The 16,241-nt window shown below is 71.2% G+C and carries 12 protein-coding genes, 1 tRNA gene and 1 riboswitch; of the genes, 11 read left to right on the top strand and 2 right to left on the bottom strand.

Going from position 1 to position 16,241, the window contains the following annotated elements; genetic code table 11:
• Positions 1-8 precede the first annotated feature (8 nt).
• The 10 genes from ABR737_RS18890 (at position 9) to ABR737_RS18845 (ending at position 12,171) form a co-directional block, all read left to right on the top strand.
• Positions 9-884, top strand: coding sequence for a LysR family transcriptional regulator (locus ABR737_RS18890; protein WP_350251335.1), 876 nt, complete (start codon positions 9-11; stop codon positions 882-884).
• A gap of 354 nt (positions 885-1,238) precedes the next feature.
• Complete coding sequence (locus ABR737_RS18885; RefSeq protein WP_350256840.1) at positions 1,239-2,495, top strand: cytochrome P450 family protein; 1,257 nt, start codon at positions 1,239-1,241, stop codon at positions 2,493-2,495.
• A 297-nt stretch (positions 2,496-2,792) separates the two neighbouring features.
• Positions 2,793-3,788 (top strand): transglycosylase family protein, encoded by a 996-nt coding sequence (locus ABR737_RS18880; RefSeq protein ID WP_350251334.1) that lies wholly within the window; start codon positions 2,793-2,795, stop codon positions 3,786-3,788.
• Positions 3,789-4,039: 251 nt separating this feature from the next.
• Positions 4,040-4,211, top strand: a riboswitch (cyclic di-AMP (ydaO/yuaA leader).
• A gap of 7 nt (positions 4,212-4,218) precedes the next feature.
• On the top strand, positions 4,219-4,890 hold the full coding sequence (locus ABR737_RS18875; RefSeq protein WP_350251333.1) for a transglycosylase family protein: 672 nt from the start codon (positions 4,219-4,221) through the stop codon (positions 4,888-4,890).
• A 357-nt stretch (positions 4,891-5,247) separates the two neighbouring features.
• A complete protein-coding gene (gene eno, locus ABR737_RS18870; RefSeq protein ID WP_235449704.1) occupies positions 5,248-6,534 on the top strand; it encodes a phosphopyruvate hydratase in 1,287 nt (428 codons plus the stop codon).
• A gap of 156 nt (positions 6,535-6,690) precedes the next feature.
• The gene (locus ABR737_RS18865; RefSeq protein WP_350251331.1) at positions 6,691-7,143 is read left to right on the top strand and encodes an FtsB family cell division protein; all 453 of its coding nucleotides are present in this window, start codon (positions 6,691-6,693) and stop codon (positions 7,141-7,143) included.
• 99 nt (positions 7,144-7,242) lie between these two features.
• On the top strand, positions 7,243-7,821 hold the full coding sequence (locus tag ABR737_RS18860; protein ID WP_350251330.1) for a DUF501 domain-containing protein: 579 nt from the start codon (positions 7,243-7,245) through the stop codon (positions 7,819-7,821).
• Complete coding sequence (locus ABR737_RS18855; RefSeq protein WP_350251329.1) at positions 7,818-8,783, top strand: Ppx/GppA phosphatase family protein; 966 nt, start codon at positions 7,818-7,820, stop codon at positions 8,781-8,783. The genes ABR737_RS18860 and ABR737_RS18855 overlap by 4 nt, the downstream gene beginning before the upstream one ends.
• Positions 8,784-9,248: 465 nt before the next feature.
• Entirely contained in the window at positions 9,249-10,640 is a 1,392-nt protein-coding gene (locus tag ABR737_RS18850) for an NAD(P)/FAD-dependent oxidoreductase (protein WP_350251328.1), read from the top strand.
• A gap of 199 nt (positions 10,641-10,839) precedes the next feature.
• The gene (locus tag ABR737_RS18845; RefSeq protein ID WP_350251327.1) at positions 10,840-12,171 is read left to right on the top strand and encodes a class I SAM-dependent methyltransferase; all 1,332 of its coding nucleotides are present in this window, start codon (positions 10,840-10,842) and stop codon (positions 12,169-12,171) included.
• 85 nt (positions 12,172-12,256) lie between these two features.
• Here the strand turns inward: ABR737_RS18845 and ABR737_RS18840 are convergent, their stop codons facing one another.
• Both ABR737_RS18840 and ABR737_RS18835 read right to left on the bottom strand, forming a co-directional pair.
• Positions 12,257-14,815 carry an ABC transporter permease gene (locus ABR737_RS18840; protein ID WP_350251326.1) on the bottom strand — a complete coding sequence of 853 codons (2,559 nt, stop codon included), beginning with the start codon at positions 14,813-14,815 and terminating at the stop codon, positions 12,257-12,259.
• A 46-nt stretch (positions 14,816-14,861) separates the two neighbouring features.
• Complete coding sequence (locus ABR737_RS18835; protein WP_350251325.1) at positions 14,862-15,644, bottom strand: ABC transporter ATP-binding protein; 783 nt, start codon at positions 15,642-15,644, stop codon at positions 14,862-14,864.
• Between the two features lie 474 nt (positions 15,645-16,118).
• Here ABR737_RS18835 and ABR737_RS18830 point away from each other — a divergent pair.
• A tRNA-Leu gene (locus ABR737_RS18830) sits at positions 16,119-16,200 on the top strand.
• Positions 16,201-16,241 lie beyond the last annotated feature (41 nt).

Below are 16,241 nucleotides of genomic sequence, written 5' to 3'. Positions count from 1 at the left end.
TCGGTGGCATGGAGCTCCAGCAGATGCGCTATGTGGTCGCGGTGGCCGAGACCGGTGGGTTCACCCGGGCCGCCGAGCGCTGCCATGTGGTGCAGTCCGCGCTCAGTCATCAGATCGCCCGGCTGGAGAAGGAGCTCGGGGCCCGGCTCTTCGACCGGACCAGCCGCCGGGTCCGGCTGACGGCCGCCGGTGAGGCCTTCGTGCCGGTCGCCCGGCAGGCGCTGGAGGCCGCCGAGCGGGCCCGTGCCGAGGTGGCGGCGGCGACCGGGGAGGTGCGCGGGCGGCTGGCGGTCGGTGCGATCTCCACCGTCGCGGCCGTGGATCTCGCCCGTGAGCTGGGCGCTTTCCGGACGCGCTGTCCCGGGGTGCGGATCAGTCTGCAGATGGAGATGAGCGACCGGCTCCTCGAACAGGTGCGGCAGGGCGTCCTGGACGTCGCCTTCGTCGGGCTGGTGCCCGGCGCCCGCACCGTCGGCGTACGGGAGAAGGAGCTGGCGCGCGGTGAACTGGTCGCCGTGGTGCCGCCGGGGCATCCGCTGGCGGAGCGGGAGTGGACCACGCTGTCGCGGATGGCGCGGGAGACGTTCGTCGACTTCACGGCCGGGTCCGCGGCCCGCAGGCAGCGCGATGAGGCGTTCCGTGCGGCGGGGCTGACGTCGGAGGTGGCGTTCGAGGTGACCACCGTCGAGTTCCTGGCGAAGCTGGTGCGGGCGGGCCTGGGCGTCGGGATGGTGCCGGAGGCCATCGCCGCCGAGCTGGGCGGGCTGCACATCGTGCGGGTGCGGCCGGCGCCCGAGCGCACCGAGCGGGTGGTGTGGAGCGGTCTCGGCCCGTCGCCGGCGGCCGTGGCGTTCCTGACGGGGCTGGGGGTGGATCCGGGGTAGCGCGCTGGGGTGCGGCGGGGTGCGGCGGGGGTGCGGTGGGGGCCGGACGGCGCGCGGGCGCACCACGGTGTGCCCAACGGTTACGGTCGGAAGGTGCACGACAAGCCCGACGCCCCCGATGCCGACGCCTCCGCGGACCGGCCCGTCCCCGACGCCCCAGCGGACCGCCCCGCCCCGGATGTCCCTGCTTCCGCGGGTTGCCCCGCTTCCGATGACCCCGCGGGCCACCCCGCCCCGGATGTCCCTGCTTCCGCGGGTTGCCCCGCTCCCGACGCCCCCGCGGGCCCGTCTCCCACCTCCGACGACGCCCTTGCAGGCTGCCCCGCCGCCCCCACCCCCGCGCCCGCCCCCGCCCTGTTCACCTGGGAGTTCGCCGCCGACCCCTACCCCGCGTACGCCTGGCTGCGGGAGCATGCGCCGGTGCACCGGACCGAGCTGCCCAGTGGCGTCGAGGCCTGGCTGGTGACCCGCTACACCGAGGCGCGGCAGGCGCTCGCCGACGGCCGGCTGTCGAAGAACCCGGTGCACCACAGCGAGGCCGCGCACGGCAAGGGCAAGGTCGGGATCCCCGGTGAACGCAGCGCCAACCTGATGACGCATCTGCTCAACATCGACCCCCCGGACCACACCCGGCTGCGCCGGCTGGTCTCGAAGGCCTTCACCCCGCGCCGGGTGGCCGCCTTCGCCCCGCGCGTCCAGGAGCTGACCGACCACCTCATCGACCGGTTCGCGGCGAAGGGCGAGGCCGACCTCATCCATGAGTTCGCCTTCCCGCTGCCCATCTACGCGATCTGCGATCTGCTGGGGGTGCCGCGCGAGGACCAGGACGACTTCCGCGACTGGGCGGGCATGATGATCCGGCACGGCGGGGGGCCGCGCGGCGGCGTCGCCCGGTCCGTGAAGAAGATGCGCGGCTATCTCGCCGAGCTGATCCGCCGTAAGCGCGAGTCGCTGGGGGACACCGCGGAGGCGGACGAGGATCTGATCTCCGGCCTGATCCGGGCCTCCGACCACGGCGAACACCTCACCGAGAACGAGGCCGCCGCGATGGCCTTTATCTTGCTGTTCGCCGGTTTCGAGACGACCGTGAACCTGATCGGCAACGGGATCTACGCCCTGCTGCGCCACCCGGCCCAGCGCGAGCTGCTGCAGAAGTCGATCACGGCGGGCGACACCGATCTGCTGACCACCGGCATCGAGGAACTGCTCCGTTACGACGGCCCCGTGGAGCTGGCGACCTGGCGGTTCGCGACGCAGGAGCTGACCCTGGGCGGGCAGCGGATCGCGAAGGGCGACCCGGTCCTGGTGGTGCTGGCCGCCGCCGACCGCGATCCGGCACGCTTCGCCGAGCCGGACGTCCTGGATCTGACCCGTCGTGACAACCAGCACCTGGGGTACGGGCACGGCATCCACTACTGCCTCGGCGCGCCGCTCGCCCGGCTCGAAGGACAGGCCGCTCTGACGACGCTGCTGACCCGGCTCCCGGACCTCCGGCTCGCCGTGGAACCGGACGCCTTGCGCTGGCGTGGCGGGCTCATCATGCGCGGACTGCGGTCGCTGCCGGTGGAGTTCCCGCCCGAACGCCCTGACCAGCAACAAGGGCAAAAGTGACAGAGAGTCAGGCGCGTGACCTTCGCGTGATCTGCACTACACCGACTTGTGACTACCCGTGACCCCGGCTACCTTTCCACCGACGATCGACGGGCTTCACCCGATCGGCCGAAGCGGTGATGTGGGGGACCGGTGTGACGGTGCGCCTCGTGCGCGTCGGCCGGGCGGGTACCCGTCGAGCAGCTCGCAGAGCTCGTCGTACAACTCAACCGCCGCGCGAAAGGCATCCGCATGCGTTCCGGGAACGGCCGACATCGTCGACCCCGCCAGGCACCGGCCATCTTTGTCACGGCGGGAGTGACCGGCGCAGGTTTCGCCCTGCCACTGCTCGCCGCGAGTGGCGCCCACGCCGCCGACACCGCGACCTGGGACAAGGTCGCCCAGTGTGAGACCGGTGGCGTCTGGAGCGCGGCTTCGGGCAACAGCTACTACGGCGGGCTGCAGCTCACTCAGGAGATGTGGGACAGCTACGGCGGCTCGGCCTACGCCTCGCGCCCCGACCTCGCCAGTCGCTCCCAGCAGATCGCGGTGGCCGAGTCGATCCTCGACCACCGCGGCCCGGACGTCTGGTCCAGCTGCGCGGTGAGCGCCGGCCTGACCAAGGACGGCCAGGCGCCGGAGGTCGACCCGGGCAGCACCGCCACTCCCTCGCCCGCCCCGTCGGACGACGGCGGCTCCCCGGACCCCTGGGACTCGTCCGGCTCCTCCGACCCGTCCGGCACCCCTGACGCCTCGGACTCCGCCGGGACGCACGACCGGCCCGGCGACGAGCCGTCCGATCCGACGCCGTCGCCCGACGCCTCGGACTCCGCCGGCACGCACGAGCCCGGCGACGGGGCCTCCGACCCGGCGACGCCGGGCGACCGGGCCGACGACCCGTCCACCGGTCCGTCCGCCGATCCGTCCGATGACCCGTCGCAGTCCGGCGAGCCCTCCGACGAGCCCTCCGGTGACCCGTCCGACGGCGGCAGCCGCACGGACACCACCGGTACGCCGCGGGAGACGCCCGCGAAGGGCAAGCACCGTGGCGGTGCGGGCGACGAGGGTGCCGACGGCGGCGGCAGGTCCTCCGGCGGCCGGCACGCCTCGCGTGGTGACGCCGAGCGCACCGGCCCGGCGGCCGACGGCGACTACACCGTGCGCCCCGGTGACACGCTGTCAGCCATCGCCTCGGCCCACCGGTTGTCCGGCGGCTGGACGGCCCTCTACGACCGCAACGAGGACGTCATCGGCTCTGACGCGGACCTGATCAAGCCGGGCCAACTGCTCGACCTCGGGCACTCCGCGGGGTAATTCGCCGCCGTTCGACCGCTTTTGGGAAAGTGAGACAAGGGTCTCGTTGACTCGGATGAACCCCGGTGTGTGCCGCCTCGGCAAACCGGGGTTCACCTGCGGGAATGTGACCCGCTCGTGATCAAAAGCGGTCAACTTGGTTCAGATGGTGGGGTTTGAACCCCAAGCCCATTACTGCTTAACGTCAGGACCGCTCGCCAAAGCGGGCCCTTTGATCACACGCCGAGTCCTGCCGGTGATCGGAGGCACTTGACGCGCAAGCGCCGAAGGCAGGAGCGGGGGAACCAAGGTAAGTGCCGGCCCCGCCCGTGAAAGCGGGTCAACCGGCTTGGGGTGAAGCCGCGTGCGCCACGCGCACACGGCCGGGCGATTCTCACAGCCCGAACCCGACAGCTCACCTCGTAGGCGTCGGTGAGGAAACGAACCAGCCATGCTGATCATCAAGGGCAAGCACCGCCGTCCGTCCAAGGCCGTCCGCGTCGCCACCCTCGCCGGCATCGCCGGCGCTGCCGTGGCCGTCCCGCTGATGGGTGCCACCTCCGCCTCCGCCGCCTCCGTCTCCACCTGGGACAAGGTCGCCCAGTGCGAGTCCGGCGGCAACTGGTCGATCAACACCGGTAACGGCTACTACGGTGGCCTGCAGTTCTCCAACTCCAGCTGGGCCGCCGCCGGTGGCACCAAGTACGCCGCGCGTGCCGACCTGGCCAGCAAGTCCCAGCAGATCGCCGCCGCCGAGAAGCTCCTCGCCATCCAGGGCCCGGGCGCCTGGTCCTGCGCCGGCGCCGGCAACCTGACCTCCGGCGGCCCCGCGGCCGACGTCGACACCTCCGGCTCCGCGCAGACCAAGTCCGCGCCCCAGCAGGACCAGGGCTCCGCGAAGGCCGAGACGAAGAAGGCCCCGGCCGCCCCCGAGCAGCACGCCTCGCGCTCGACCGAGCGCAAGTCCATGGGCCACGGCAACTACACCGTCAAGGCGGGCGACACCCTCGCCAAGATCGCCAAGGCGCACGGCAGCGACTGGAAGTCCGTGTACAAGGCCAACAAGTCGGTCATCGGCGGCAACCCGAACCTGATCTTCCCGGGTCAGAAGCTCAACGTCTGAGCCTCCCCTCACCGGGACCGGGCGGGCTCGAGCGGCGGGCCCCCTTCCTGTGTGAGACCGGCTTCCCTGTGAGACCGCCCCGCCCGGCGCGCCCTTCCCCCGAGCGCGTCGCGGCGGGGCTTTTCTCGTCCGGCGCCGCGCCCGGGCCCGCCGCAGTCGGGGCGGCCGCACGCCGGTGACCGGCACCTTTCCAGGTTTTTCCCCGTTCGGCGAACAATGCCGTAAATGCCCCGCTAATTGGGCTTTTGAGAAGCATTCCGGGCCGTTCCGTCCCACGGAGCGGGCCAAGGGCAGGCTGACGCACCCGGGGCCGTTAGGCTCATGCGCAGAACGCCAGACACCCACGAAGGAGACAACGTGCCGTCGATCGACGTCGTCGTAGCCCGCGAAATTCTCGACTCGCGAGGTAATCCCACGGTCGAGGTCGAGGTCGGCCTCGACGACGGCAGCACCGGCCGTGCCGCCGTGCCGTCCGGCGCCTCCACCGGCGCCTTCGAGGCCATCGAGCTTCGTGACGGCGACCCGAACCGCTACCTGGGCAAGGGCGTGGAGAAGGCCGTCCTGGCCGTCATCGAGCAGATCGGCCCGGAGCTCGTCGGCTACGACGCCACCGAGCAGCGGCTGATCGACCAGGCCATGTTCGACCTGGACGCCACCGACAACAAGGGCTCCCTCGGCGCCAACGCCATCCTCGGCGTCTCCCTCGCCGTCGCGCACGCCGCCTCCGAGGCCAGCGACCTCCCGCTGTTCCGCTACCTCGGCGGCCCGAACGCGCACGTGCTGCCCGTTCCGATGATGAACATCCTGAACGGCGGCTCGCACGCCGACTCCAACGTGGACATCCAGGAGTTCATGATCGCCCCGATCGGCGCGGAGTCCTTCTCCGAGGCGCTGCGCTGGGGCGCCGAGGTCTACCACACCCTCAAGAAGGTCCTGAAGGAGCGCGGCCTGTCCACCGGCCTCGGTGACGAGGGCGGCTTCGCCCCGAACCTGGGCTCCAACCGCGAGGCCCTGGACCTCATCCTGGAGGCCGTCAAGCAGGCCGGTTACGCCCCCGGCCAGGACATCGCGCTCGCGCTGGACGTCGCCGCCTCCGAGTTCTACAAGGACGGCAAGTACCAGTTCGAGGGCAAGGACCGCTCGGCCGCCGAGATGACCGAGTACTACGAGGAGCTGGTCGCGGCCTACCCGCTGGTCTCCATCGAGGACCCGCTCTTCGAGGACGACTGGGCCGGCTGGAAGGTCATCACCGACAAGCTCGGTGCCAAGGTCCAGCTCGTCGGCGACGACCTGTTCGTCACCAACCCCGAGCGCCTGGCCCGCGGCATCGAGGAGGGCTCCGCCAACGCGCTGCTGGTGAAGGTCAACCAGATCGGCTCGCTGACCGAGACCCTGGACGCCGTCGAGCTGGCCCAGCGCAACGGCTTCAAGTGCATGATGTCGCACCGCTCCGGTGAGACCGAGGACGTCACCATCGCCGACCTCGCCGTCGCCACCAACTGCGGCCAGATCAAGACCGGCGCCCCGGCCCGCTCCGAGCGCGTCGCCAAGTACAACCAGCTGCTGCGCATCGAGGAGATCCTCGACGACGCCGCGGTCTACGCCGGCCGCTCCGCCTTCCCGCGGTTCCGCCACGGCAGCTGACCCCGGACGGCCCGCTGCCCGCCCGACCGGGGCAGAGGGCCGATCGGGCGAGGCAACCGCCCGGCACCCCGTACGTCCCCGGCGACGGTCCCGTACCGTTGCCGGGGACGTAGCTGCTTGAAGCAGTCCGGCGTCCGTCAGTGAAGGGGAGACGACGTGCCCGCGGACCGGTTCTCGACCGCGACCCGACTCAAGGCGCTCGGCGAGCAGGCCGCCGCCCGCGTCTACCGCGCCCGCCCGCCCCGACGCAACCGCCTCACCGGCCGCGCCGCTCTGCTGGCGCTGGTGATGTGCTCCCTGGTGGTCGCCCTCGCGTACCCGATAAGGCAGTACGTCTCCCAGCGCTCCGACATCGCCGACCAGCGCCGCAAGGCGCAGGACGCGGGCGCCGCCCTCGACCGGCTGCGCGAGCAGAAGGCCCGCTGGCAGGACCCCGACTTCGTACGCCAGCAGGCCCGCCGGCATCTGCACTACGTCATGCCGGGCGAGACCGGCTATATCGTCCAGGACGGCTCCGCCGCCGGCTCCGCCCCCAAGGGGCCGCAAGCGGCGCAGCGCCCCTGGTACGAGAATCTGTGGGACACCGTCGACGCGGCCGACAAGCGGTAGCCTCCGGCTGCCCGTACCGCCGCCGGGCGGCAGCCCGTAGGGTCGGGGCCGGACGGCCGCCCCGCCGCCACCTCACCACTCACCTCACCGAAAGCGCACATGGACACCCCCCCGCCCCAGACCGAGCCCACCGAGCCCACCGACGCGGACATCGCCGCCTTCCGGGAACAGCTCGGCCGCCCGCCGCGCGGCCTGCGCGCCATCGCGCACCGCTGCCCCTGCGGGCAGCCGGATGTCGTCGAGACGGCGCCGCGCCTGGAGGACGGCACGCCCTTCCCCACGCTCTACTACCTCACCTGCCCGCGCGCGGCCTCCGCGATCGGCACGCTGGAGGCCAACGGCGTGATGAAGGAGATGACCGAGCGGCTGGCGACCGACCCCGAGCTGGCCGCCGCCTACCGGGCCGCCCACGAGGACTACATCCGGCGGCGGGACGCCATCGACGTACTGCAGGGCTTCCCCAGCGCGGGCGGCATGCCGGACCGGGTCAAGTGCCTGCATGTCCTCGTAGGCCATTCGCTGGCCGCCGGCCCGGGCGTCAACCCGCTCGGCGACGAGGCCCTGGCGATGCTGCCGGAGTGGTGGAAGAAGGGGCCGTGCGTGAGCCCCTGCCAGGACACCTCCGGCGGCCAGGACGCCCCCGGAGACCGGGACGCTGCCGAAGGAGACGCCAAGTGAAGCGGGTCGCCGCCATCGACTGCGGTACGAACTCCCTCCGGCTGCTGGTCGCGGACGTCACCGTGCCCGAGGGCTCCGGGCCCGGGGTGGCGGGAGAGCTGAAGGATCTCGAACGCCGGATGGAGATCGTCCGGCTGGGACAGGACGTGGACCGCACCGGGCGGCTGGCGCCCGAGGCGCTGGAGCGCACCTTCGCGGTCTGCCGCGAGTACGCCGCGGTGATCAAGGGCCTGGGCGCCGAGCAGGTCCGCTTCGTGGCGACCTCCGCCTCCCGGGACGCGGAGAACCGCGACGACTTCGTCCGCGGTGTGCGGGACATCCTGGGCGTGGAGCCCGAGGTGATCACCGGCGACCAGGAGGCGGAGTTCTCCTTCATCGGCGCCACCAAGGAGCTCACCGGCCGCGCGGATTTGGCACGGCCCTTCCTGATGGTCGACATCGGCGGCGGCTCGACCGAGTTCGTGCTCGGCGCCGACTCCGTCCGCGCCGCCCGCTCGGTCGACGTCGGCTGCGTCCGGATGACCGAACGGCATCTGGTGCACGGCGGCGAGATCAGCGACCCGCCGGCCCCGGGGCAGATCAGCGCCATGAAGGCCGATATCTCCGCGGCGCTGGACCGGGCCGCGGAGACCGTCCCGCTGGACGAGGCCGCCACCCTCGTGGGCCTGGCCGGCTCGGTGACCACGGTCGCCGCGATCGCGCGGGGCCTGGAGGGGTACGACTCCGGGGCCATCCACCACTCGGTGATCTCCCTGGCCGAGGTCCGCGAGATCACCGAGCGCCTGCTGTCCTCCACCCATGCCGAGCGCGCTGCCATCTCCGTGGTCCACCCGGGCCGGGTCGACGTGATCGGCGCGGGGGCGCTGGTGCTGCTGTCGGTCATGGAACGGACGGGCGCCGAGCAGGTCATCGCGAGCGAGCACGACATCCTCGACGGCATCGCCTGGAGCCTCGCCGGCTGAGGGGTGCGGCAGAAGCGGCAGAGGCCGGCAACGGCCTCTGCCGAGGAGCCTTTTGAGCGGGTGAGATGCCCGTCTGAGCGCACTCCGGGGGGCTTCGGAGGGCTCCGCGGAGGGGGCGGCGGAGGGGGCGGCGGAGAAAGTTCGTGAAATCCTTCACATGAAAAAGCCTCCCGTTGGGCGAACAATCTGATCGTCCGACCCTCATTCGAAGGCTCAAGGGCCCCTCGACCCGGAAAATGCGCGGCAGCCGGTGCGCGGGCGGCGCGCTCACGGAGGCGGTGGTTCACCCGCCCGGCGGACGACAATCCCTGATCAACAGGGGTCTCCAACGCCTCGCGTCATACGGTGGTTCCGGTTTGGACTATGGCGTCGATCACGAAGCCGGCGGAGTGTAGCAGATGCCTCCCGGTTGCTTGTGAAGGGGCTCACGAGCGACCCCCCATGTGGGGGTGGATACTCGATTGCATGAGCACCACGGAGCGTCCCAGGATCCTCGTTGTAGGCGGTGGGTACGTAGGCCTGTACGCGGCACGTCGCATCCTCAAGCAGATGCGGTACGGCGAGGCGACCGTCACGGTCGTCGACCCGCGCTCGTACATGACGTACCAGCCCTTCCTCCCTGAAGCTGCAGCCGGCAGCATCTCCCCCCGCCATGTCGTGGTGCCGCTACGACGTGTGCTGCCCAAGGCGGAGGTTCTCACCGGCCGGGTCACCACCATCGACCAGGACCGCAAGGTCGCCACGATCGCCCCGCTGGTCGGCGAGGCGTACGAGCTGCCCTTCGACTACCTGGTCATCGCGATGGGCGCGGTCTCCCGCACCTTCCCGATCCCCGGCCTGGCCGAGAACGGCATCGGCATGAAGGGCGTGGAAGAGGCCATCGGCCTGCGCAACCACGTGCTGGAGCAGCTGGACAAGGCCGACTCCACGACCGATGAGGACGTCCGCCGCAAGGCGCTCACCTTCGTCTTCGTCGGCGGTGGCTTCGCGGGTGCGGAGACCATCGGTGAGGTCGAGGACATGGCCCGCGACGCCGCCAAGTACTACAACAACGTGAAGCGCGAGGACATGCGCTTCCTCCTGGTCGACGTCGCCGACAAGATCCTCCCCGAGGTCGGCCCGAAGCTCGGTGCCTACGGCAAGGAGCACCTCGAGAGCCGCGGCGTCGAGGTCTACCTCAAGACCGGCATGGACTCCTGCGTCGACGGCCACGTGAAGCTCAACAACGGCCTCGAGGTCGATTCCAACACCATCGTGTGGACCGCCGGCGTCAAGCCGAACCCGGCGCTGGCCCGCTTCGGCCTGCCGCTCGGCCCGCGCGGCCACGTCGACACCGGCACCACCCTCCAGGTGCAGGGCACCGACTACATCTGGGCGGCCGGCGACAACGCCCAGGTCCCGGACCTGGTCGGGCGCAAGAACGGCAACGAGAACGCCTGGTGCCCGCCGAACGCGCAGCACGCGCTGCGGCAGGCCAAGGTCCTCGGCGACAACGTGCTCTCCGGCATGCGGGGCTTCCCGCAGAAGGAGTACAGCCACGCCAACAAGGGTGCGGTCGCCGGTCTGGGCCTGCACAAGGGCGTCGCGATGATCGTCATGGGCAAGATGAAGATCAAGCTCAAGGGCCGTCTCGCCTGGTACATGCACCGCGCGTACCACGGCATGGCGATGCCGACGTTCAACCGCAAGATCCGGGTCTTCGCGGACTGGACGCTGGCCATGTTCCTCAAGCGCGAGGTCGTCTCGCTCGGCGCCATGGAGAACCCCCGCGAGGAGTTCTACGAGGCCGCCAAGCCGGCGCCGGCCCCGCCGACCGCCGCCGAGGCCGGGGACAAGACCAAGGCCAAGGCTTCCTGAATTCCCGGTCGGGTACTCCGACCAGCCCGAAGGGCGTCCGCCATCCGTGGGGCGGGCGCCCTTTGGCGTGTCCGCTCTGGCGAAAACCGAGCGGTGTGCGGTTCTCTTGCGTGTGAACGGGACTATCCGGGCGCCCCATTGGCGTTTGCGTGGTGGGTGAATCTTCTTTGCCCGACTCGTCAACACGGAGGTGTGCGACATGGCCGACGCCGCTGAACGGCTCACCAAGCTCGCCGAGGAGGTGCTGGGAGTTCCGCTCCCGGTGCGCATCCGCGCCTGGGACCGCAGCGAGTCGGGTCCGCCGGGGGCACCCACACTCGTCATCCGCCATCGCCGGGCGCTGCGCCGGATGATGTTCAGGCCGGGCGAGCTGGGCCTGGCCCGCGCCTGGGTGGCCGGCGACCTCGACATCGACGGCGATCTCTACGAAGCGCTCGACCGGCTCGCCGGGCTGATCTGGGAGCGCAGCGACGCCCCCACGCCGCACCGCGCCCCCGTGCTGCGCGCCCTGGCCCGCCCGGAGATCCGCGCCGCCGCCCGGGAGCTGCTGGCCCTGGCCGGCGCCCCCGTCCCGCCGGCGCCGCCCGCGGAGGAGGTCAGACGCCGCCGCGGACCGCTGCACACCCTGCGGCGTGACAAGGAAGCCATCAGCCACCACTACGACGTCGGCAACGACTTCTACGCCCTGGTGCTCGGCCCGTCCATGGTCTACTCCTGCGCATACTGGGGGACCGCCGGGGACGGCGTCGCCACTCTGGAGGATGCCCAGCGCGACAAGCTGGACCTGATCTGCCGCAAGCTCGGCCTCCGGAAGGACCTGCGGCTGCTGGACGTCGGCTGCGGCTGGGGCTCGATGGTGCTGCACGCGGCCCGCGAATACGGCGTACGGGCGGTCGGCATCACCCTCTCCGAGGAGCAGGCCACCTTCGCCCGTAAGCGCATCGCCGAAGCCGGGCTGGCCGACCGGGTCGAGATCCGGGTGCAGGACTACCGCGAGATCCATGATGAGCCGTTCGACGCGATCTCCTCGGTCGGCATGGCCGAGCACGTCGGCCGCACCCAGTACGCGGAGTACGCCGACGCCCTGTACGCGAGGCTGAAGCCCGGCGGGCGGCTGCTCAACCACCAGATCGCCCGGCGGCCGGTCCCGGACGAGGAGGCGTACCACGTCGACGAGTTCATCGACCGCTATGTGTTCCCGGACGGCGAACTGGCCCCGCTCGGCCGCACCGTCGGCCAGCTGGAGGAGGCCGGATTCGAGGTGCGGGACGTGGAGGCGATCCGGGAGCACTACGCCCTGACGCTCCGGCAGTGGGTCGCCAACCTGGAGGAGCACTGGGACGAGGCGGCGCGGCTCACCTCCCCGGGCCGGGCCCGGGTGTGGCGGCTGTACATGGCCGCGTGCGCGCTGTCCTTCGAGCGCAACCGGATAGGAGTCAACCAGGTGCTGGCCGTCCGGACGCCGGAGCCCGGGGCGTCGGGCATGCCGCTGCGGGCGCGAGACTGGCGCACCGGCACCCACCGCGGCTGAACGCCCCTACCTACCGCGGCTGAACGACGCCCGCCCACCCGCTGCCGTGACGGAGCGGGCGGGCACGGGGCCGGTGCCGGAGGCGTTATTCGGCCTTGATGGCGGCCAGCATGTTCAGCCGCGCCGCCCGGAACGCCGGCCACAGCGCGGCGAGGACGCCGACGAGCGCGGCCAGGCCGAGGAAGACGCCCATCCGGGCCCACGGCAGCACCAGTTCGTAGGTGGGCAGGTGGAGGCTGATCAGCCGGCCGACCGCCCAGCCCATGAACACGCCGAGCCCGATGCCGAGCACCCCGCCGAACAGCGAGATGACCAGCGACTCCAGCCGCACCATCCGCTTGATGCCGCGCCGGTCCAGGCCGATCGCGCGCAGCATGCCGATCTCCTGCGAGCGCTCGAAGACCGACATCGCCAGGGTGTTGACGACCCCGAGCACCGCGACGATCACGGCCATGGCCAGCAGCCCGTAGAGCATGTTCAGCAGCAGGGTGAACATCGAGGCGATGGCGCTGGAGATGTCCTTCTTGTCCGCGACGGTGACCGCCGGGTTCTTGCCGAGCGCCTTGACCAGGTCGTTCTTGTGCGTGTCGGTGGCGCCGCCGGCCATCTTGACCAGCAGCTGCTTGTCGCCGAGGTTCTTTTGGTGCGGAGCCAGGGTGCGGACGTCCAGGTAGACGCCCTGGAGCATTTGGTTGCCCTTGTAGACGCCGGAGACGGTCAGGGTGGACTTCTTGCCGTCCTGGAACGTCACGGGGAGCCGTGAGCCGGCCCGCCAGTCGTTGCGGGTGGCGGTGCCCTGGTCCACCAGGACCCGGCCGCCGCGCAGGGTACCGAGCGACCCCTCGCTGATGTCGGGGCGTACGAGCGAGCCGAAGTGCGCCCCGTCCACGCCCGTCAGCGGGGTGGGCTGCTGGGCGGCCCGGCCGGTGCCGATCTTCGCCATGCTCGCGCGCATCGGGCTGACGGCGGTGACGCCGGGCACGTCGCGGACCTGCCTCTCCGCGCTGGTGGGCAGCTGGGCGCCGCCCTGCATCGAGAGGGTGTAGTCGGCCTTCAGCGAATCGACGGCCAACCGGTCGATGCCCTTTTGCGTACTGCCTGCGATCACCGTCATGCCGGTGATCAGGGTCAGCCCGATCATCAGCGCCGAGGCGGTGGTGGCCGTACGGCGCGGATTGCGCAGCGCGTTCTGCCGGGCGAGGAGGCCGGAGGTGCCGAAGGCGCGCAGGACGGGGGTGGCCAGTGCGATCAGCGGACGGGACAGCAGCGGCGTCAGGATGAACACGCCGATCAGCAGCAGCATCCCGCCGCCGCCCAGCATGACATTGCCGGTGACGTCGTCGTGTACGGACGTGGCGACGATCACCGAGGCCGTACCGGCGCCCGCGACGAGCGCACCGAGGGTGTTGCGGACCAGCAGCGACTTGGTGGTGGCGACGGCGTGCACGCTGTTCATCGCGGCGACCGGCGGGACCTTCGCGCCGCGCCGGGCGGGCAGCCAGGCGGCGAGGACGGTGATGACGATGCCGATGCCCAGGGCGGCGACGGCCGTGGAGGGCGAGACCACCAGCGGCCCCTCGGGGAACTTCGCGACGAAGCCGTTCAGCACCTCCCGCAGCAGTGCGGCGATGCCGACTCCGGCCACCAGGCCCGAGACACCGGCGATCGCACCGATGAGAAACGCCTCGATCAGCACCGAGCGGGTGACCTGGCGCCGGTTCGCGCCGACCGCCCGCAGCAGCGCCAGCTCCTTGGTGCGCTGGGCGACCAGCATGGTGAAGGTGTTGGCGATCAGGAAGATGCCGACGAAGAGCGCGACGGCGGCGAAGGCCAGCAGCGCGGTCCGCATGCCCTTCATGCTCTGGTCGATCATCTTGGCTTCGTCGTCGGCGAGTTCCTTGCCGGTGGCGGTGGTGGCGCTGCCCTGGGGCAGCGCCTTGTCGACCGCCTGCCGCAGTGCGGTCTGGGACGTCCCGGACGCGGCCTCGACATCGATCTCGCTGTATCCGCCGGACAGCCCGAACAGCTTCTGCGCGGTCTTGGTGTCGAACAGGGCCAGTGAGCCGCCGGCCGCGACCCGGCCGTCGTCGGTGGTGAAGACGCCGGTCAGCTTCTGCTCCCGGACCGGTCCGTCGGCGGAGATCCGGACGGTGTCGCCGACGTGGTAGCCGCCCTTCGCGGCGGTGCCCGCGTCCAGCGCGAACTGGTCCGCGCCGACGGGGGCCGTGCCCTGCTTCAGCGGATAGCGGGCGTCCTTGCCGTCCTTGCCGGGGAAGTAGTTGCTGCCGCGGCTGTTCCCGCCTTGGCCGATCAGCTTGCCGTCCTTGTCGCCGATGCCGGTGAAGCCGTTGGCGGTGCCGGTGACGGAGGCGGCGCCGGGGAGCCGGGCCAGGGTGTCGAGCGCTTTGCCGTCGAGCCGCGCCTTCCCGGCAGGGCTGCCGGGAGGCCCGTCGGACGACGGCGGTGTGACGGCGACGTCGATGTTGTCGAAGCTCTTCTGGGAGCTGGTGCGGAAGGCGTCGGAGATGGTCGAGGTGAAGACCAGGGTGCCGGAGACGAAGGCCACGCCGAGCATCACGGCGAGGACGGTCATCAGCAGCCGGGCCTTGTGCGCAAGCACATTGCGCAAGGCGGTACGGAACATGGTGGGTCCTGGAGGAGAGGTCCGGAGTTCTGGCGGCGGCTGCTGATCAGGTCGTACGAGGCCGGTTGTCGAAGCCCTTCATGCGTTCCAGCACCATGTCGGCGGTCGGGGCGGGGAGGTCGTCGACGATCCGGCCGTCGGCGAGGAAGACCACGCGGTCCGCGTAGGAGGCGGCGACCGGGTCGTGGGTCACCATCACCACGGTCTGGCCCAGTTCGCGCACGGAGTTGCGCAGGAAGCCGAGCACCTCGGCGCCGGAGCGCGAGTCGAGGTTTCCGGTGGGCTCGTCGGCGAAGATGATCTCGGGCCGGGAGGCCAGCGCACGGGCGACCGCCACGCGCTGCTGCTGGCCGCCGGAGAGCTGGCCGGGGCGGTGCTTGAGGCGGCCGGCCAGGCCGACGGTCTCCACGACGCGGTCCAGCCAGGCGCGGTCGGGCTTACGGCCCGCTATGTCCATGGGGAGGGTGATGTTCTCCAGGGCGTTCAGGGTCGGCAGCAGGTTGAACGCCTGGAAGATGAAGCCGATCTTGTCGCGCCGGAGCTGGGTGAGCTTCTTGTCCTTCAGACCGGTCAGTTCGGTGTCGCCGATCCTGGCGGAGCCGCCGGAGATCGAGTCCAGCCCTGCCATGCAGTGCATCAGCGTCGACTTGCCGGACCCGGAGGGGCCCATGATCGCGGTGAACTGGGCCTGCCGGAATTCGACGGAGACCGCGTCCAGGGCGACCACCTGGGTCTCGCCCTGGCCGTAGACCTTGGTGAGGTCCGTGGCGCGGGCGGCCGCCGCGGCGGTGCGGGGGGCGGTGGCGACGCCGGTGTGGGTGGTGGTCACGGGAAGGGGCTCCTGTCGGGACGAAGGACCATCGCATCCGCGACGGCCGTGAGGACAGCTACCGCGGACGGAAGCGGACCTCTCCATCGTGGGACAGAGCCCTGGGCGCGGACGTCAACCCCTGTGCCCGTCCTGGGCCACACCTGGGAGGTAGCCGTGGAGCGGGTGTCATCCCTGGGGAGGAGCGGAACCCTGACGGGCGCTACTGCGTCCGGAGTGGCCGGGCGGCCGGCGCTGCGGCGGCGCGGGGGGCTCGGAGAGGGCGTCGACTTTCCGTCAATTCGGACAAGAAATTGCGTTGCGGGGTGTTCTGGCGAAGGCGGGCCTCAGGCATGTGCCCAAGGCCTGTACCCGGCGCTGATGCACCCTCAGTTGCCAATAAAATAAGACAACCTCGGGAAGAGCGGCCGGTCCGTGTCGTGCGCTGCGGGCTACGCTCGTGCTGCCTCTTTGAGGTGGCATGGGGGAGCCCAGGCCCGGATGGTGGAATGCAGACACGGCGAGCTTAAACCTCGCTGGCCTACGGGCCGTGCCGGTTCAAGTCCGGCTCCGGGCACTGCTCAGCCGCAGCTTTGAGACCTTGAACAAACAACCATA

Source organism: Streptomyces sp. Edi2, from assembly GCF_040253635.1.
In the GTDB taxonomy this organism is placed as follows: domain Bacteria; phylum Actinomycetota; class Actinomycetes; order Streptomycetales; family Streptomycetaceae; genus Streptomyces.
Note: the sequence above shows the minus strand (reverse complement) of the source record. Positions and strands in the feature narration are given on the sequence as shown.